The organism is Lysobacter niastensis, from assembly GCF_031457115.1.
Taxonomy (GTDB): domain Bacteria; phylum Pseudomonadota; class Gammaproteobacteria; order Xanthomonadales; family Xanthomonadaceae; genus Lysobacter_J; species Lysobacter_J niastensis_A.
In genome coordinates, this window is the sequence record NZ_JAVDVY010000001.1 from 1,476,012 (window position 1) to 1,496,302 (window position 20,291).

A 20,291-nucleotide genomic window follows, 5' to 3' on the forward strand; every position below is an offset into this window, starting at 1 on the left:
GACGTTCGGGCGAGCGGCCGGTCAGGCAAACCGTCGGCGCAGGAGCCTCCAGGTCGCCAGCAATCCCGGGCCAGGGTCGTCCATGCGGAAGACGTGGTAGTAGGAGCGGGTCCATTGCCCAAGGGTTTTCAGGAAAGGGCTGCGAGCAGCCGGGTCTTGCGCAAGCACCGACTTGATATCCGATACCAGGTTGCAACAACTCGCGCCGATCGGGTAGTTACGCGACGCCGGCATCACCGGCAGTTCGAGCGCATCCTCGTAGGCCATCTTGCAGACGTTGACGCCGCAACGCATGGCGAATTCGACGTACCACCATGCCCGCGTGTTGATCTCCAGCAAGCGGAATTCTCCGTTCCTGGCGTCGCGCTTGAACTCCGCGCTGAAGATGCCGCGGTACTGCAGCTTTTCAAGCAGCGTCACCAGGCTCTCCAGCGCGCTTCCCACTTCGGACAGTGGAATGCTCCGCGAGTAAGTGCTGTTCCCGAAATCCGGCGGATAGAGCCGCTCGCGGCGGCGGGCAAACAGACCCGGCAACGCACCATCGCGGTCGCGGAAGCCATCGATCAGGTAGTGGTCAGCCGAGCTGCCGGGCACGTATTCCTGCGCGACCAGCTTGAAACCTTTCTCGTCCAGCTTGTGCCAGACCTCCATGAACTCCGATTGATCCTTCGCCCATACGCCTTTCTCGCCGGTGACGCGGCTGAACGATTGCGAGTCTGCTGGCTTGATGAAAACCCGGTCGAGTTCGGCGAATGGGATCGCGGCGATATCGTCGAACGAGCGGATGGTAAAAGTACGCGGATGCGGGACGCCGATCTTCGCCAGGAACTCGCCGAATCGCGCCTTGTCCTGCAGTATCTCGAGCGTCTCGCGGCTGCTCGAGGAAACTTTGTAGCGCTCGGATAGTGTGGTGCCTGGAATATCGGCCAGCCACAGCGCTGCATCGTCCGCGCCGGGAATCAGCACCGCCCTGTCCAGCGGCATGTCCCGCAGGATTTGCCGTGCGTCCGGTCCGATCGTCCCGTCCCAGCGGGCGCCAGGCGTCGGGCGGAACCAGCGTGAGCGCGTGGCGACATCGTCCGACGGACACGCGCAATAGGTGGGAATTCCGGCCTCCGCCAGTGATCGAAGCGTGCCAAGGCCCGTATAACCTCGCCCAATGGCGACGGCTGGCGTCATTCCGGCAATGCGCTTTGCCATGCTTGCTGGCCCCTGTTCTCTGTTATGACCATATCGCCGCATTGAGAAATCGGCCCGCAGGACGCTTCGTCATGCCATGACGAAAGCCGCATTCGGGACTGCTTCGTGGGGATGGTGCTGGGCTTTGGCGCGATTGCCTAGTCACCCTGTCGGGTTACTTGCGGCAAACGGCATATGAAATCTGTCATGCTGCGCGGTTTACTTTTTTACATGACGTGTCTACGGGTTCGTTCATTCGGGTGCTGCTTCCGGCATGGTCCAACCGGAAATAGAAGCCGTAATAGCGATCGATGGAGTAGCTGGCGAAGAAGGGTATCCGCAGATCGCGCTCGAGTGATTCCCAGCGGTCGACGACGGTGTACCCCAGCGATTCGACAGCCCCGACGAACTCCGGCACGGCCATGACCCGGTATGGGCATGCGGCGACACCCATGTTCTGGATGGTGAAGTAACTGCGGGTGGGATGCATGGGCGTCAAGTTGACGAGGATGTGTTGCGGCGGCGTGGTCAATCGCCCCAGCAGTTCGGACAGGGTGTAATCCAGGTATTGCAGCGCGCCGCTGCAGACCAGCACGTCGTGCCCGTCGGCGGCCTCGCGCGAATCGGTGAATGAAAGCCGTTGCTCGGGATCCAGTTCCCTCGCGCGCTCACGTCCGGCGGCGGTCACGGCAGGCACGTCGTGCACGAGCCATCGCAGATCCTCCGGATATTGCACGTGACGACGGAAGCCGTAGTAACTGATCCCGATGTGGCCGCCAAGATCAAAGATCCGGCGCTGGCCAGCCTGCACCAGGCGGGATAGCCAGTACACCATCGGATAGTCGCTCACGCGGATCCGATCGATGCGGTCCGTGTACATGTTGCCTGCACCCGCCACGTCGTACGTGGGCGAGAGGGAGGTCGGCACCTCGGCCCGGGCTTGGTCGTAGCTGTCGAACACGCCGTAGTAAGCGTTTCCCTCCTGGAAAGGCCGTTGAAACGCGCGCCGGTAGAGCGGTTCCGCCACCAGTCGGACGATTGGGAGTTCGGCAGCCTCACAAGCGATCAGCTTGAGTTTGCTGCGAACGTGGCGAGCGATGCCTATCGTCATTTCTGGTTCCTGGTCCTTGCGGACCGAGTGAAGTCTCATTGCAGAAATACGAAACCCAGCGTGACTTGGGGACAGTTTCCTGCATCCAATTCGTCATTCGAACGCCAGATCGACGCTGATGTCCGTCTTGGAAGGCGAATTTGCGTTCTAGACAACATCGGCGCCTGCAAACTGAAGGGTGCTCCAACCCCGGGGAACCTGGTGTCGCGACGACTCTGTACTTCTCAACCATTGCCCGAAACGTCCGCGGATGCGGGCATTTCCCGGGGGTTCGACGCGTGGCGTGGTCGGGCTGGCGGGTCCGCGAGTCGACCGAAAATCCTGGTGGCGCTGGCGAAAACGCGGCCGTGGCGCCCATGGTTGTCGGAAGCCTCGCAACTGTTGGACCCGGACGAAACCGAACGGGTGCGCAGTCGCCGGGACGCAACCGACCGCGAGACGCTGACATTGGCATACGCATTGCATAGGGCAATGCTGGGTGCCGTGCTCGGAGTGCACCCGCGGGAGGTGCCGCTGCATCGTGACGATCGCGGATGTCCGCGACTGGCCGGCGATGCCGCTGCCACCAGCCTGAGCCACGCCGATGGCGCGATCGCTGTGGCGGTTGCGGTGGTGCGGGCACGGGTCGGTGTCGATATCGAGCCCAGCGCACGCCTCGATGTGATGCAGGACATCGCCTCGCGTCTATGCCACCCCAAGGAGTTGGAGGCCATCGAGGGCTTGGACGAAGGCGATCGGGCATCGGCCTTGCTGGAATTGTGGGTTCGCAAGGAAGCGGCGCTGAAGGCCACGGGCGTAGGATTTGCGGTCGAGCCGGATTCGTTCGCTCTGTCGCCGGATCGCACCGTGCGAATCGATGGAGATCCAAGGGCCTGCGCCGTGCGGTTGCTCGCGGCGGGCAGCCGCTGGAGGGTGGCCGTTGCGGGGCCAGCCGCTGCGGAAGTCGAGTACGGCTGGACCGGACCGCGAGGCGTTTTGCGTTTTCACAGGGTGAATCTGACCGGCGGCCAGGTAGTGGCAGCCCGTGTCGAGACTGCGGAGCGCGAAGTGTGAAAGCTGCTTTGACGAGCCGGAAAAGCCGAGTCATCCGCCTGCTCTGGCTTGCGGAGTCGCTACTGCTCGTCGTCGCGGTGCTGGCGGCCGCGTGGGCACGTTTCTTGAATGACCAGGCGGGATTCGACTACTTCATCAGCAACGCGCCCCTGCGCGCGGTGGTGGTCGCCACGTTCATCACCGTCTCCATGGCGGCATTCGGCCTGTACCAGGTCCACGTCCGGCTCAACCGCCTGGACTTCGTGCTGCGACTGCTGATGTCGTTCGCCTTCGGCGGCATCGCACTGCTGGTGCTCTATTACCTTGTCCCGCGGGTTTACATCGGGCGTGGCGTGCTCGCGCTCGCACTGGCATTGGGCATGGCCGGTGTGCTGCTGCTGAGGGGATTGCTGCTGTCGGCGCTGGGCGTCGATGCCTTCAAGCGGCGCGTGCTGGTGTTGGGCGCCGGCGCCAATGCATGCTTGATCACCAGCCGGCTGCGCCGTCAGGCCGATCGCCAGTCCTTTGTCCTGGTCGGATTCATTCCGGCGCCGTCACAACCCGTGCAGGTGCCGGAGGACCAGCTGCTTGCGACCAATTTCGGGCTGGCCGAGATCGCCCGCTGGCTGCACGTCGATGAGATCGTGGTGGCCGTCGATGAAAGACGCGGCGGCCTGCCGATGGCGGAAATGCTCACGTGCGCGCAGCAGGGGGTGGAGGTCTCGGATCTGTCGACCTTCTTCGAGCGCGAGGCCGGCATGGTCCGCCTGGACGTCGCCGACCCGTCCTCGCTTGTGTTTTCCGGTGGATTCGACCACTCGGTGCCACGGCGCTTGAACAAGCGCCTGTTCGATCTCGTCGCGGCGTCCGCCTTGCTGCTGGTCGCTTGGCCAGTGATGCTGCTCGTCGCCCTTGCCATCTGGCACGAATCCGGCGGTCCGATCTTCTATCGCCAGACGCGGGTAGGCCTCAACGGACGGCCGTTCGAGTTGGTCAAGTTCCGCAGCATGCGCGTGGATGCCGAGCAGGATGGGGTCGCCCGCTGGGCCCGTCGCGACGACGACCGCAGCACGCGGGTAGGGCGTTTCATCCGCATGACCCGGCTCGATGAGCTGCCTCAGTTGTTCAATGTGCTGCGCGGCGAAATGAGCTTCGTCGGTCCGCGCCCGGAGCGCCCTCAGTTTGTCGACATGCTGAGCCAGGAGATCCGCTACTACGACGTCCGACACTGCATGAAGCCGGGTCTGACGGGCTGGGCGCAGCTGCGCTATCCCTATGGTGCTTCGGTGGAGGATGCCGCCGAGAAGCTGACCTTCGACCTGTTCTACGTGAAGAACCACGGCCTGATGTTCGACCTGATGATCCTGTTGCAGACGGTCGAGGTCGTGCTGTTCCGGAGGGGGGCGCGCTGAGGAAAGTTGGATGGGCGGCGTCAGGGAACGTTTGCCTCGTCCCGTGGCGATTGGATTCCATCCTGTTCCGATGGGGGGGCGACGCGCCCCGCGGTCGGTCGGACGGGGTCGCCGAGCGAGAGGGTGTCCGCGGCCACGGCGTTTCTGGTGCCCGTTTCCGCCTGGCCTGCCACGGGAACGGCTTCAGGCACGACGCCGATCGGGGTACGAGTGAACTCATCGCCCACGTTCGATGCCAGGCGATCCCAGGAGGTCTGCAGTAGCAGCAGCAACGCGATCAACAGGATCGCGATGATCAGGGTGCGCGCGAACGGGAGCTTGGGTTCGTCCTCTTGCGCCGGAGGGGGCACGCTCGGCAGTACCCGTTTCGAACCGCTGGTCCGGACCGACGATGGGGTGATCGCATTGCGTACGTGCAAGCCGCCCGGCAAGCGCCCGTACTGACGATGAAAGTGGATGGCCGCCGTGTATAGGGCGATCAGCTCGGGAAGCGCCAGGTTTTGCGGGAGGGAATCCGGGTGGGGCCCACCTCGATCCGGATGAAGTTCCGCCACTCGCCTGCGATACGCGCGCTTGAGCTCCACCAGGCTGCAGCCCGGCCGCAGACCGAGTTCCGAGTAGAGCTGTGCGAAATCCTGTTTCATCACTTGTGCGCGGATGACAGGCCTCAGGTGCCGCATAGCGTAGCGCGATGACGAGCTGTGTACGAATTTTGCGTATGGGCCGGATGCAAAGGCCAGATTGGCCGCTGATCCTCGGTCGATACGTTCCTATCAAAGCCCTGAATGGCGCGTCCCACAGCGCAAGAGGGAGTGGAGAATGGCTGCGACGATCCTCAAGCCGGTGCCTGTCATGGCGGTCGGGCATCGACAATTGGAACCTCAGATCGAGTTCGATCCGGCGGAGTTCGATCCCTGGCGGATACAGCCTGTCCGGCACCGCCTGAGCGACCATCCTCTGCTTCAACCCGACTCGCTGCTGGCGCTGAGCGGCCGGTTGGAAGCGGTGGGCCGTATCCGCACGCATGCCAACGACGCAACGGCGGGGACGCCGTTCAACGACGCCCCGGGCCTGCACCCGAACCCGCTTTCGGCCACCGACACGCTTACCTCCCTGCGCGAGGCCAGGGCGTGGATGTCGCTGCTCAACGTGCAGACCGACGCTGTGTATCGCGAACTGGTGGGGAGCGTGCTCGACAGCGTGCAACCGCTGATCGAACCGATCGATCCTGGCATGTGCCATCGCGCCGGATGGATATTCGTTTCGTCGCCAAAGACGGTAACGCCGTTCCATTTCGACAAGGAGCACAACTTCATCCTGCAGATCCACGGACGCAAGCGCGTCTATGTCTGGGACCACCGGGATACCACCGTCGCCAGCGAGCTCGCCCGCGACCGCTTCCACCAGCGCCACGACCGCGACCAGTTGCAATGGAGCGACGCGTTCCGTGGGCGCGCCCGCGTATTCGAATTGCTTCCGGGCGATGGCGCATACATGCCGTCCACCAGTCCCCACATGGTCGAGAATGGCGACGAGCCTTCGGTCACCATTAGCTTCACCTATTACACGGATGCCACGCGCCGCGACGCGATGCTGCACAAGACCCATGCAGTGTTGCGCGACATGGGGATCGTTCCTCCGGCGGTCGGGCAATGGCCGGCGCTTGATGCGTTGACGATCTCCGCGGTGACCAACGCGCTTCGCCTACGCGGCATGGCAAAAAAACTGATTGGTCTGCCGCGCGCGACGGGATACGCGCGCTTCGCGCAGGTAGGGATGTAAACCATGGCCGTCGGGATGCCGGAGCAGGAGGGAAGGCTGTCCTTGCTCGATGTGCTGCCGCAGCGTACCGGTGCCGACGCAGGCTGGTCGCGGCTTGAATTCCCGCTCGAACCGGACCTGGGTGTAGTCGACGCTGACGCGATGCTGGCCGTACTGGCCGTGGTCGAAGCCCGCCTGACGGGCCACGACGTGCAGATGGCGACAAAACTGACCCCGGCCGGTGTCCAGCAGATCGAGGTGGGCGTCCCGCGGACAGGCTTGTGTCGCGAGTGGCGCGATCATCTCACCGGCGCGATGCGCGCGGCGACGCCGTCCCCGCTGTCCACCGCGTGGGTGGTGGATGCAACCACACGTACGGTTCTGGACAAGGCTCCCTGGGCGGCTTCGGTATGGCGCGTGTCGGCTGGAGCTTCGGTCGAGGTGGCTTTCCGCGAACCCTTGTACGCCGAATCGGTCGAGTTGGTCTGGCGCTCCGTGCAACGGGTATTGCGCTGGCTGATGGGGCCTGACGCCGCCTTCGAGGCGGTCGATCTGCTGGACGAGGCGCAGCGACGGCAGTTGCTGGACTGGAACGATACGCACGTGGCGAAGTCGGGAAGCGAAACCGTCCATGGGCGTTTCGCGGAGGTGCGCGACCGCCAGCCGGACGCGCCGGCGGCGGTCGACGACGTGGTGACGTTGAGCTACGCGGATCTGGACGGGCGCGCCGATGTCCTCGCCCACAGGCTCCATGTCGCAGGCGTGCGACCCGGCGACGTGGTCGCGCTGGCAGCGCAGCGTTCCGTGTCGGCCGTGGTCGCGGTGCTCGGGATACTGAAGGCCGGCGCCGCCTATCTTCCGCTGGATGCGCATCATCCCTGCGATCGCCTGAAATTCATGATCGAAGACGCCGGCGCGCACGTCGTGCTGGTCGACCCGGAGGGTGGCGAGCTGATGCTGCCGGCGAGCGCGCACGCACTGGCGATCGACGATGGTTGGAGCGATCGCGATTGGGCCGCCACCGACGATATCGTCAGTACCACCGATTCGCTCGCCTACGTGATGTATACGTCGGGATCGACCGGCACGCCCAAGGGCGTCGAGATCCGGCATCGTTCCATCTTGCGCCTGGTGTGCGGTGTCGATTACATCGCGTTGAGCCCCGAAACCCGGATGTTGCATGCGGCGCCCCTTGGCTTCGACGCCTCGACGCTGGAGATCTGGGGCGCCCTGCTCAATGGCGGATGCGTGGTGGTGCATGGCGAAGCCGTGCCTACCGGCGAGGGCTTGGCGAGCACGATCGGGCGGCACGGCGTCACCACCGCATGGTTGACGGCCGCGCTGTTCAACACCGTGGTGGACGAGGATCCGCGACAACTGGCCGGCCTGCGCGAGTTGTTCACGGGCGGCGAGGCGCTGTCGGTCGATCACGTGCGGCGCATGCGTTCGGTGGCGCCGCAGACCCGGTTGCGCAACGGCTATGGGCCGACGGAGTGCACGACCTTCACCTGCACGCATGCCATCGACGACGTCCCCGCGATGGATTGCAGTTCCATCCCGATCGGGCGCCCCATCGCCGATACGCAGGTCCATGTGCTCAATGCGCGGCACGAGTTGGTGCCCATCGGCGTGATCGGCGAGCTGTACGTGGGCGGAGCCGGTCTTGCGAGAGGCTATCTCAAGCGTCCGGAACTGACCGCGGAGCGGTTTGTCCCCGATCCGTTTGGTGCTCCCGGCGAGCGTCTTTACCGCACCGGCGACCAAGTCCGCTGGCGCAACGACGGCACCATCGAATTCATCGGACGCGCCGACACCCAGGTCAAGATCAGGGGATTCCGGATCGAGCTGGGTGAAATCGAGGCCACGCTGGCGCGTCATCCTGCCGTGCAGTCATGCGCCGTGCTGGCACGGGCCGACCAGCCCGGCGACAAGCGCCTGGTCGCTTATTACGTGGCCCGGCGTGAGCCACCATCAGCGACGGCGTTGCGCTCGTACCTGGCCTCGCGCCTGCCTGATTTCATGGTGCCGGTGCGCTACATCCGTCTCGGCGCGCTGCCGGTGACGGCGAACGGCAAGCTCGACCGCAGGGCCTTGCCCGCGCCCGACAGGAGCCGTCCGGAATTGGCAGTGGCCTTCGAGCCCGCCATCAGCGATTCCGAGCACAGCATCTGCGAGGCGTTTGCGGCCCTGCTCGATGTCGAACGGGTCGGTCGACACGACAACTTCTTCGAGCTGGGCGGCAGTTCCCTGGTGGGGCTGCGCCTGCTGGAGCAACTGCGGACGATGTTCCCCGGGCAGGGCCGTGCCATCGCAGCCACCGTGCTGTTCCGTTGCCCGACGCCGGCACTGCTGGCGCTGGAACTTGGGTCGCGCGCTGCGGGCACGCACAGTGACCTGCGCGTACCGGCGCCGACAATCGATCGCGGGACGGAGGAGCCCATCGCCATCGTCGCCATGGCCGGCCGGTTCCCCGGCGCCGCCAACATCGAGGCTTTCTGGCAGAACCTGTGCGAGGGACGCGATTCGATCACCGTGTTCTCCCCCGATCAACTCGATCCTTCGATCGCACTGGCCGAGCGTGCCGATCCGGCTTACGTGCCTGCTCGCGGGGTCATCGAAGGGGTCGACGAGTTCGACGCCGCCTTCTTCGGCATCAGCCCCAAGGAAGCCGAGTTGATGGATCCGCAGCAGCGCATCTTCCTGGAGCTGTGCTGGGAGTGCCTGGAACGCGGCGGGCACGTTCCCGACGCGGGCTTGGCGAGGATCGGCGTGTTCGCCGGCATGTACAACGCCACCTATTTCCAGCGGCACCTGGCCTCGCGTACCGACCTGATCGACCGCATCGGCGCATTCCAGGTCATGCTCGACAACGAGAAGGACTACATCGCCACCCGCACCGCGCACAAGCTCAATCTCACCGGTCCGGCGATCAGCGTCCATACCGCGTGCTCGACCTCGCTGGTGGCGATCTGCCAGGCCATGGACAGCCTGCGCGCGGGCCGCTGCGAAATGGCGCTGGCGGGCGGCGCGTCGGTGACTTGTCCGCCCCGTAGCGGCTATCGCTACCAGGAAGGCGCGATGTTGTCGCCCGACGGCCACACCCGCACCTTCGATGCGTCCGCGCAGGGCACGGTGTTCAGCGACGGCGCGGCGGTGGTATTGCTGAAGCGGTGGTCCGATGCCATCCGCGACGGCAACCCGGTGTTCGCGTTGATCCGTGGCGGAGCGGTCAACAACGACGGCGGAAACAAGGCCAGCTTCACCGCACCGAGCAGCGAAGGACAAGCCGCGGTGGTCGCGATGGCGCACGACGATGCGCGCGTCGATCCGCGCAGCATCGGCTACGTCGAGGCGCACGGAACGGCGACACCGCTCGGGGATCCGATCGAGATCGAGGGTCTCAACAAGGCATTCCGCCGCAGTACAACCGATGTCGGGTTCTGCCGGATCGGCTCGGTCAAGACCAATATCGGCCACACCGTCATAGCGGCCGGCGCGGCCGGTGTCATCAAGACGGCTTTGTCGCTGCACGAGGAGCGCATCCCGGGCAACGTGCATTTCCATGCGGCCAATCCGGCGCTCGCCCTGGACGGCTCGCCCTTCGTGGTCAACGCATCGCTCAGCGCGTGGCCGCGGGGCGATGAGCCGCGCCGGGCCGGTGTGAGTTCCTTCGGCGTCGGTGGTACCAACGCGCACGTCGTGCTGGAGGAGGCGCCGCCACTGCAGCAATCGGAGCCGGGCCAAGGTCCGCAATTGCTGGTGCTCTCGGCGCGCACGCCGACCGCATTGGCGCGCGCCGCGTCCGACCTCGCCGCTCATCTGCAACAGAATCCGGACGTGAACCTGGGCGATGTGGCATGGACGCTCGCGGTGGGACGCAAGGCGTTTGCGCATCGCCTCGCCGTGGTGGCGGAGAACGCGCCGAGCGCCGCAGCGGTGCTGGACACGCCAGAAATCAAAGCCATTGCCTTGCGCAGCCGACCTGCGCGGAGCCGCGATGTCGTCTTCATGTTCCCGGGGCAGGGCGCCACCTATCCCGGCATGGGGCGTGGGTTGTATGCCAGCGAGCCCGCATTCCGCGCCGCCGTGGATGAGTGCATCGAAGCGCTGGCGGGCGAACTCGACTTCGACCTGCGTGAGCGGCTGTTCTCCGATGACCAGGAGGCGCTGCTGCCGACGTCGATGATGCAACCGGCGACGTTCGTGATCGAGTACGCATTGGCACGACTGTGGATGGATCATGGCATCGTGCCCACGGCGATGATCGGCCATAGCGTCGGCGAGTTTGTCGCCGCGACGCTGGCCGGTGTGTTCGCGCTGCGCGATGCGCTGCGGTTGGTGGCGCGACGCGGCGCCCTGATGCAGGCGCAGCCCGCCGGCGGCATGCTTTCGGTGCGGCTTGCGCTGGACGATCTGTTGCCGCGGATTCCCGCCGCGCTGTCGCTGGCGGCGGAAAATGCTCCCGGCAGTTGCGTGGTGTCCGGACCGCTGGAGGAGCTGTTGGTGTTCCAGGCGCAACTGGAGGCCGACGGCGTGGCGTGCCGCGCGCTGCGCACATCGCACGCATTCCATTCGGCGATGATGGACCCGGTGGTCGCACCGTTCCGCGCGGAAGTGGCGGCGATGCCCCGTTCGGCGCCGGCCATTGCGATCATTTCCACCGCAACCGGCCAGTGGCTGGATGAGAACTCCGCGACATCTGCGGACTACTGGGCGCGCCACCTGCGCGAGCCGGTGCGCTTCGCCGCTGCGCTGCGGCAGTTGCAGGAAAAACCAGGGCAGCTGCTGTTGGAGGTAGGGCCGCGCGCGACGCTGTGCGCGCTGTCGCGGCAGCATCCGGTGGTCCAGAAGCAGCAGATACCGGCCGTTGCCACGCTGTCCGACGATGTCGCTCGCGAACCCGTGGATTTCCGAAACGCCGCGGGCGCGCTGTGGTGCAGTGGCGTCGCCGTCGATCCGGCACGCTTCGACCGGCGCGAGCGTCGCCGGCGCGTGCTGCTGCCTACCTATCCCTTCGAACGCCAGCGCTACTGGGTCGACGCCGTGCCGGCGATCCCGGCGGCTCCGGTGGGCGATGCCCCTTTCGATCCCACGATTGTGCCCGCTGTGGCCGTCGCCCAGACGGTCCTGGAGAACGTCATGCCGCAACCTGCCATGTCCGCTGCGCCCGTTGCCGACACCACGCCGGTCGATCGTCGCCCGCGCCTGATCGCGCAGCTGAAGGACGTGTTCGAGGACGTGGCGGGATTCGACATGGCCGACGCCGAAGCGGACGCCAATTTCATGGAGCTGGGCCTGGACAGCCTGATGCTGACGCAGGTCGCGCTGCAGCTGGAGAAGGCGTTCGGAGTGAAGGTCAGTTTCAGGCAGCTGATGGGCGAATGCGCGAGCCTGGGCCGGCTCGCCGGCATGATCGACGCGCAGCTGCCGCCGGAAGTCGTCGCGCCGGCGCCGGCAGCGATTCCGCCATCGCCATCGCCCGCCATTGCCGCGCCGGTTGCGGCGCAAGGCGTGCCGGTGATGGCCGGGGATGGCGATTTCACCCGCCAGGTGATCGCCCAGCAGATGCAACTGATGGCCCAGCAGCTTGCGCTGCTGAGCGGCAACGCGGCGGTCGCATCGGCGCCCGTGTTGCAGGCGCCCGTGCCGCAGGCCACGGTACCGGCGGCGCCGTCGCCGTCCGTCCAGGCCCCGGTGCAGCCTTCCACGCAGGCGACGGTGAGCGACGAGGAAGCCGCGCTGGCGCACACCAAGTACGACGTGAAGAAGGCCTTCGGCGCCATCGCGCGGATCGACAACCACGCGACGATCGAACTGAGCGAGCGGCAGCGGGCCAGGCTCGACGACTTCATCGCGCGTTACGTCGCGCGCACGCGCAAGTCCAAGGAATACACGCAGGCGCACCGCGGACACATGGCCGATCCGCGCGTGGTCAACGGCTTCCGGCCGCTGACCAAGGAGATCGTCTACCAGATCGTGATCGAGCGCTCCAGGGGATCGCACATGATCGACCTGGACGGCAATGACTACGTCGATGCGCTCAATGGCTTCGGCATGAGCCTGTTCGGCTGGCAACCGGATTTCGTGCTCGACGCGATCCGCCAGCAACTGGAGCTCGGCTACGAGATCGGCCCGCAGCATCCGCTGGCGGGCGAGGTGGCCAGGCTGGTCTGCGAGGTCACCGGGCATGACCGCGCCGCGCTGTGCAATACCGGATCGGAGGCGGTGCTGGGCGCGCTGCGCATCGCGCGCACCGTCACGGGACGCAACACGGTGGTGCTGTTCACCGGCTCCTACCACGGCATCATCGACGAGATGATCGTGCGCGGCACCAAGAAGCTGCGCGCGGTGCCGGCGGCACCGGGCATCCTGCGCAACACCGCCGAGAACGTGCTCGTGCTGGATTACGGGACCGACGAGTCCATGCAGATCATCCGCGACCGCGCCAGCGACATCGCGGCCGTGCTGGTGGAGCCGGTGCAGAGCCGGCGTCCCGACTTCCAGCCGCGCGAGTTCCTGCAGCAGCTGCGCCAGGTCACCGCCGATGCCGGCGCACTGCTGGTATTCGACGAGGTCGTCACCGGCTTCCGTGCCCATCCCGCAGGCGCGCAGGGCCTGTTCGGCATACAGGCCGACCTGGCCACGTACGGCAAGGTGGTCGGCGGTGGCTACCCGATCGGCGTGATCGCCGGCAAGCGCGACTACATGGATGCGCTCGACGGCGGGCACTGGCAGTTCGGCGACGACTCCGTGCCGACCGTGGGCGTGACGTACTTCGCCGGCACCTTCGTGCGCCATCCGCTGGCGCTGGCCGCCGCGCACGCGGTGCTGCTCCACATCAAGGAACACGGGGTCGCGCTGCAGCAGTCGCTCAATGCGCGCGCCACCGCCATGGTCGAGGAACTCAATGCGTTCTGCGCTGACCGTGGCGCGCCCATCGAGGTCCGGCACTTCGCCTCGGTATGGAAGACCTTCTTCCTCGAGGACCACCCGCTGCAGGACCTGCTGTTCGCGATGATGCGCAGCCGCGGCGTGCACATCCTAGACAACTTCCCGTGCTTCCTGACCACGGCGCATTCCGACGCCGACATGCAGCGCATCGTCGCCGCGTTCAAGGAATCGGTGATCGAGTTGCAGGAGGCCGAGTTCCTGCCCAGGCACAGCGCGACACCGCACACGGTGATGGACGCGGAGCGCCCGGCGGTGGCCGGCGCACGACTCGGGCGCGACCCGGATGGGCGCCCGGCGTGGTTCGTTCCCAATCCGGAACAACCGGGCAAGTACCTGAAGGTAGGGGGATGAACGTCGTGCAGTCATCACCGCAGAACCCGGTCGATTACGATCCCTTTGCCGAGGGCACGCTGGCGCGCGTGGTTCCCACCACGGAGCCGCAGCGCGAAATCTGGCTGGCGGACCAGCTGGGGCCGGATGCTTCGTTGGCATTCAACGAGTCCGCGCGCATGCATCTTCGCGGCGTGCTCGATGTCGCGGCCTTGCGTACGGCGCTGCAGGGGCTGCTGGACCGGCACGACGCCCTGCGATCGAGCTTCGGCCCCGATGGCGAAACGATGTGCGTGCTCGATGCAGTAACGCTACAAATCGACGAGCGCGACCTGTGCGCCCTGGACAGCCAGGAACGTACGCAGCTGGTCGAGCGCCGGCTGCGCCTGGCGGTCGATACGCCGTTCTCGCTGGAACACGATCGCCTGTTTCGCGCCGAACTATTGCGCCTGGCGCCCGACGAGCATGTCCTGATCCTCACCGCGCACCACATCGTCTGCGATGGCTGGTCGTGGTGGGTGTTGGTGCAGGAATTGGGAACGCTGTACGCAAAGCACTCCGGGGCCGCTGCCAGGGAGCTGCCCGTCGCCGAGAGTTTCGCGGACTACGCGCTGGCGCAGAGCATGGATCCGCACCCGGTACTTGCCGACGACGAACGCTATTGGCTGTCTCGTTTCAGCGGCGAAGCGCCGGTACTCGAGCTACCTGGTGACCGTCCGCGGCCGGTGCGTCGCAGTTTTGCGTCGTCGCGCGAGGACTATGAACTCGATCGCAGGCTGGTCGAGGCCCTGCGTGCGCTGGGTGCCAAGCACGGCTACAGCCTGTTCTCGACGCTGCTGGCCAGTTTTGCCGGCCTGATGTCGCGTCTGAGCGGGCAATCGCAGGTGGTGGTCGGCATTCCTGCCGCCGGGCAGGCGATCGACGGGCACGACCACCTGGTCGGCCACTGCGTCAACGCGCTGCCGCTGCTGTTCGACCTGGACATGCAAAAGCCCGTCACGCACGCGCTCGAGCAGGCGCAATCGACGCTGCTGGACGCCATCGACCACCAGCGTTACACCTTTGGCACCCTGCTGAGGAAGCTGAGGATCGGCCGCGATCCGTCGCGCCTGCCCTTGATCAGCGTGATGTTCAACATCGACCAGGCGCTCGAGCAGCAGCGCCATGCGCTGCCGGGTCTGGAGCTGGACTTCGATACCAATCCGCGCAGCCACGAGAACTTCGAGTTGTTCGTCAACGCGGTGCAAGTCGAAGGCGGGATGCGCCTGGAATGCCAGTACAACGCGGCATTGTTCGACGGCAGCACGATCCGGCGCTGGCTCGGGTACTGGCGCACGATGCTCGAAGCGATGGTGCAGGACGAGACTCAGTCTTTCGCTCGCCTGCCGCTGCTCGCCGAAACCGAGCGTCGGCAGGTGTTGGTGAAGTGGAACGACACCCAATTCGACGTGCCGCAAGACCTGTGCGTGCACGATCTGTTCGAGGCGCAGGTGCAGGAGACACCGCAGGCTACGGCAGTGCGCTTCGAAGACCAGTCACTGACCTACGCCGAACTCAACGCCCGCGCCAACCGGTTGGCCCACCATCTGCGCGAGCTGGGAGTCCGGCCCGATGCCAGAGTGGCCATCTGCATCGAACGCAGCACGGAACTGGTGGTGGCGGTGCTGGCGACGCTGAAGGCCGGGGGCGCCTATGTTCCGCTCGATCCGACCTACCCGCCGGAGCGACTGGCCTACATGCTCGAGGACAGCGGGCCGACGGTCGCGATCGTGGCGGGGCAGGCGCTGGCGACGACGGGAGAGCAGGACAGGACGCCGGCGTTCGATATGCGCGCCCTCGATATTCCAGTACTCGATCTGCGTGCACCGTCCCCGGCGTGGCAAGGTCATCGGCAGGAAAATCCCGATAGAGCCGGCATCGGACTCACGCCGCAGCACCTGGCCTATCTGATCTATACCTCCGGCTCCACCGGCAAGCCGAAAGGCGTGATGGTGGAGCACGCCGGTGTCTGCAACTACCTGCAATGGGCGCTGCGCTACTACGGCCCCGCCGACGCCATCGTGTCCTCTTCGCTGGCGTTCGATGCGACCGTAACCAGCCTGTTCACGCCGCTGTTGTGCGGGCGGGCGATCCGCATGCTGCCGGAGCGCCAGGAAATCGACGGCATGCTGGCGTTGCTCCGGCGCGGTGAGGGTTGCGGGTTGATCAAGATCACGCCCGCCCACCTGGACCTGCTTGGCCAGCGCCTGTTGGAGTCGGGCGACAAGCCCAACGTCGGCGTATTTGTCGTCGGCGGCGAGGCGCTGCCGCCCTCCACGGTGCAGATGTGGCGCCAGCTGCAGCCGGGCGTGCGCATGGTGAACGAGTACGGCCCCACCGAGACAGTGGTGGGGTGCGTCGTCCACGACATTCCCGAGGACTTCGATGCGACGCGGCCCGTGCCCATCGGCACGCCGATCTCCAACATGCGCATCTACATCCTCGACGGCCAGGGCCAGCCGGTACCGACCGGAGTCGTGGGAGAGCTGTGCATCGCCGGTGTCGCCGTCGCCCGCGGGTACCTGGGACGTCCGGAGCTGACCGCCGAGCGCTTCATTCCCGACGGCTTCTCGGGCAAGGCGAACGGTCGCATGTACAGGACAGGCGACCTGGCGCGATGGCTGCCCGACGGCAAGATCGAGTACATCGGCCGCAACGACTTCCAGGTCAAGATCCGTGGCTTCCGGGTCGAGCTCGGGGAGATCGAGAAGACGCTGGAATCGCATGCCGCGGTGGCGCAGGCGGCGGTGATCGCGCGTGAGTTCCAGCCCGGCGATACGCGCCTGGTGGGATATCTCGTGGCCAAGCCGGGCTCGCGGATCGATCCGAACGCGTTGACCGCGCACCTGCGGGCGACGCTGCCGGAATACATGGTGCCGCCGCATCTCGTGATGCTCGACGCGCTGCCGCTATCGAGCAATGGCAAGGTGGAGCGCAAAGCACTGCCTGCGCCGGAAGGAAATGCATCGGCGCACGGTCGCGTCGCCCCGCGAAACGCCCTCGAGCACGACATCGCTGGGGCGATGGCGGGCGTGCTCGGGCTTCCCGAGGTCGGCATACACGATGATTTCTTCGCCTTGGGTGGGCACTCGCTGCTGGCGGCGCAGTTGATCGCGAGGCTGAACCGGCAACTCGACCGGTCGTTGTCCTTGCGCGCGATGTTCGACCGGCCGACCGTAGCCCGCCTGGCGGAGCTTCTCGCCGACGAAGCCAACGAAGGCGTGAAGCGACCGCATGAAACGATTCCGCGCCGCGCCGACCCGACGCGCGCGCCGATGTCGCTGATGCAACAGCGGCTGTGGGTGCTGGAACAGATCGATCCGGGCAAGATCACCTACAACGGTCCATCCGCGCACCGCCTGCGCGGCCCGCTCGATGTCGACGCCCTGGAGCGAGCGTTCCAGGAGCTGCTGCGCCGGCAGACGTCGTTGCGTACCCGCTTCGTCGACCACGGCGACGGCGCGGTGCAGGAAATCTGCGAGGACGTGGGAGGCTCGCTGCTGCCGATCCAGGACCTGTCGTCGCTGGCGCCGGAGAAGCGCGAGGCGGAGCTGAGGGCGCGCATCGAGCCGCTCATCGCCACGCCGTTCCAGCTGGATCGCGTGCCGCTGTTCCGCGCCCACCTGTTCAGGCTCGACGAGCAGGACCACGTGCTGTTCTTCATGACCCACCACATCGTCTGGGATGGGTGGTCGTTCGATCTGTTCTACGCAGAGATGGCCGCGTTCTACGCGGCGTTCAGTACTGGACGGCCGTCACCGCTGCCGGAGCTCGAAGTCGACTACGGCGATTTCGCCACGTGGCACTTGGAGCGCATGGCCGCGGGCGAGTTGCAGCAGCAACTGGCTCACTGGAAGCAGCACCTGGAAGGTGAGCTCGAACCGCTGCAGTTGCCGGCCGACTTCCCGCGTCCGCCGCAGCCATCGGGTCACGGCAGCACCGAGTGGGTGCGTTTCGACCGAGCCATGGCCGATTCGATGCGCGCCATAGGCAAGCGCGCCGATGCCACGTTGTTCATGACGCTGCTTGCGGCCTACTACGTGCTGCTGCACCGGCTGACCGGGCAGCGCGACCTGGTGGTGGGCGTGCCGGTGCGCAATCGCGGCACCGAGGCCCTCGAACGCATCATGGGTTTCTTCGTCAACATGCTGCCGTTGCGGCTGAAGATCGACCCGGCGATGCCATTTCTGGATCTGGTGCGGGCGGTGCGCAATACGGTGGTGGAGTCCTTCACCTATCCGGACGTGCCGTTCGAGGAACTGGTGCGCGAGCTGCACGTGCCGCGTGACATGAGCCGTTCGCCGATCTACCAGGCGTTGTTCTCGTTCCAGGATGTGCGCCAGCGACCGACCGACTGGGGTTCGTTGCGGCACGAGCGGTTCCCGGTATTCCAGCCCGGCATCGCCAACGACATCGGGTTGTGGTTTGTCGAGAATGCGCAAGGGTTGATGGGCGGCCTGGCCTACAGCACCGACCTGATCAGCGCGGACACAGCAGCGTTGTTCCATCACCGCTTCAGCGCGCTGCTCGAAGCCGTGCGGGACGATCCGACCACGGCGGTGGGCGATCTGGACATCTTTTGCGCCAGCGACCGCGACCGGGTGCAACAGTGGAACGCCACGTCCGCGCAGGTTCCCGGCGAAGGCACGCTGCACGCACTGCTGGGCGCCCAGGCGGCACGCGGGCCGGAGCGTGTCGCGCTGCGCTTCGGGGAGCGGTCTGTTACTTACGGCGAACTGGATGCCAGCAGCAACCGGATTGCGCACATCCTGCGACATCGTGGGGTCCGCAACGGCGACTTGGTGGGTGTCTGCCTCGATCGCGGCCCCGACCTGGTGGCGGCAATGATCGGCGTGCTCAAGGCCGGCGCGGGCTACGTGCCGCTGGATCCGGCCTATCCGGCCGCGCGCCTGCACTTCATCGCCGAGGACGCCGGGCTTTGCCTGATCATCGCCGAGGGCGAGCTGGCGGCACCATTGGACCTGCCGCGGCAGCGGCTGTTGCTGCTCGACGACGATCGCCTCGAGATCGATGCGGCGCGTGCCGATGCTCCGCAGGACGCCGAGGTCGATGGGGAGTCCATCGCTTATGCGATCTACACGTCTGGTTCCACCGGTCAGCCCAAGGGCGTGCGCATTCCCCATCGCGCGGTGCTGAACTTCCTGGCCAGCATGCGACGCGAGCCTGGTCTGGATGAGCGCGATCGGCTGCTGGCGGTCACCACGACGTCGTTCGACATCGCCGTGCTGGAGCTGTTCCTGCCGCTGTCGGTGGGCGCCGAAGTGATCATGGCCAGCCGCGAGCAGGCGGCCGATGGCCATGCGCTCGCGGTGCTGCTGTCGGCCAGTGGTGCGACGGTCATGCAGGCCACGCCGTCGACCTGGCGGATGCTGATTGAAGCCGGATGGCGTGGCGCGCCGCGGTTGCGGGTGCTGGTCGGAGGCGAGCCGTTGGCGCCGGAGCTGGCCGCGCAGTTGTGCGCAGGCTGCGCCGAAGTCTGGAACATGTACGGTCCGACCGAAACCACGGTGTGGTCGACGTGTTGCAAGGTCGAGCGGCCGGAGGCAGGCATCACGATCGGTCGCCCGATCGCCAACACGACGGTGTGGGTGCGCGATGCACGTGGCCAGCCATGCCCGGTCGGCGTGCCAGGCGAGATCTGGATCGGCGGCGACGGCGTCGCGTTGGGCTACCACCAGCGGCCGGAGCTGGATGCCGAACGCTTCGTGCCCGACCCGTATTCGTCCAAGCCCGGTGCGCGTCTGTATCGCAGCGGCGATCGCGGTCGCTGGCGTGCGGACGGCATGCTCGAGCACTTGGGGCGGCTGGATTTCCAGGTCAAGGTGCGCGGCAACCGCATCGAGCTGGGCGAAATCGAAGCGCGCGTGTCGGCCGATCCCGCGGTGGCGAACGCCGTGGCGGTAGTGCGCGAGGACAGGCCGGGAGACCTGCGGCTGGTGGTGTATGCGGTGGCGCGGGCCGCAGCGCAGATCGATATCGCCGGCTTGCGTGTGCGTTTGAAGTCGGTGCTGCCCGATTACATGGTGCCGCAGCACATCGTGGCGCTGGACGCGATGCCGCTGCTGCCCAACGGCAAGCTCGACCGCAAGGCGTTGCCGGCGCCGGTCGTCGTCGGAGAGGAAAGTAAGGTCGTCGTCGACGAAACCGAAGATCCGCGCGTGCGCTATCTCGCCGCGCTGTGGGCCGAACTGCTGGGTACTTCGGCAGGGCCCGACGACAACTTCTTCGACTTGGGCGGGCATTCGATGCTGGCGGTGCAGATGGCCAATCGCGTCGCGCGCGATACCGGTGCCCGCATCCGGCTGGTTCGCCTGGCGACGCAGACGTTGTCGCAGGTGGCAGCTGAGCTTCCGGACACCGTCGCCGCGCCCGTTGCCGGTGCGCCGGCACGCGGATTGGTGCGCAACGTGATGCGACTGTTCGGCATCGCTGCGGCGGAGGGCAAGCCTTGATCC

General features: G+C 66.2%; 8 protein-coding genes. 5 read left to right on the forward strand and 3 right to left on the reverse strand.

The annotated features are described in order from the left end of the window. Nucleotides 1–21 precede the first annotated feature (21 nt). Nucleotides 22–1,242 carry a hypothetical protein gene (locus tag J2X06_RS06765; RefSeq protein ID WP_310059961.1) on the reverse strand — a complete coding sequence of 407 codons (1,221 nt, stop codon included), beginning with the start codon at nucleotides 1,240–1,242 and terminating at the stop codon, nucleotides 22–24. A gap of 142 nt (nucleotides 1,243–1,384) precedes the next feature. Further along, complete coding sequence (locus J2X06_RS06770) at nucleotides 1,385–2,290, reverse strand: TIGR04325 family methyltransferase (protein ID WP_310059963.1); 906 nt, start codon at nucleotides 2,288–2,290, stop codon at nucleotides 1,385–1,387. Between J2X06_RS06770 and J2X06_RS06775 the strand changes: the two genes are divergently transcribed. Continuing rightward, entirely contained in the window at nucleotides 2,267–3,343 is a 1,077-nt protein-coding gene (locus J2X06_RS06775) for a 4'-phosphopantetheinyl transferase family protein (RefSeq protein ID WP_310059966.1), read from the forward strand. The two genes, J2X06_RS06770 and J2X06_RS06775, sit on opposite strands and share 24 nt — an antisense overlap. Before the next feature lie 8 nt (nucleotides 3,344–3,351). After that, nucleotides 3,352–4,734, forward strand: coding sequence for a TIGR03013 family XrtA/PEP-CTERM system glycosyltransferase (locus J2X06_RS06780; RefSeq protein ID WP_310059968.1), 1,383 nt, complete (start codon nucleotides 3,352–3,354; stop codon nucleotides 4,732–4,734). A gap of 20 nt (nucleotides 4,735–4,754) precedes the next feature. Here J2X06_RS06780 and J2X06_RS06785 read toward each other — a convergent pair whose 3' ends face one another. Continuing rightward, on the reverse strand, nucleotides 4,755–5,378 hold the full coding sequence (locus J2X06_RS06785) for a J domain-containing protein (RefSeq protein ID WP_310059970.1): 624 nt from the start codon (nucleotides 5,376–5,378) through the stop codon (nucleotides 4,755–4,757). A gap of 175 nt (nucleotides 5,379–5,553) precedes the next feature. Between J2X06_RS06785 and J2X06_RS06790 the strand changes: the two genes are divergently transcribed. From J2X06_RS06790 to J2X06_RS06800, 3 genes are read left to right on the forward strand one after another with little or no spacing between them, the layout of a single operon-like run. After that, nucleotides 5,554–6,516: a cupin-like domain-containing protein gene (locus tag J2X06_RS06790; protein WP_310059972.1), complete on the forward strand. Its 963-nt coding sequence runs from the start codon at nucleotides 5,554–5,556 to the stop codon at nucleotides 6,514–6,516. A 3-nt stretch (nucleotides 6,517–6,519) separates the two neighbouring features. Next, complete coding sequence (locus J2X06_RS06795) at nucleotides 6,520–13,797, forward strand: polyketide synthase (RefSeq protein WP_310059974.1); 7,278 nt, start codon at nucleotides 6,520–6,522, stop codon at nucleotides 13,795–13,797. Continuing rightward, nucleotides 13,794–20,288, forward strand: coding sequence for a non-ribosomal peptide synthetase (locus J2X06_RS06800; RefSeq protein ID WP_310059976.1), 6,495 nt, complete (start codon nucleotides 13,794–13,796; stop codon nucleotides 20,286–20,288). Before J2X06_RS06795 ends, J2X06_RS06800 begins: the two co-directional genes overlap by 4 nt. Nucleotides 20,289–20,291: the final 3 nt, after the last annotated feature.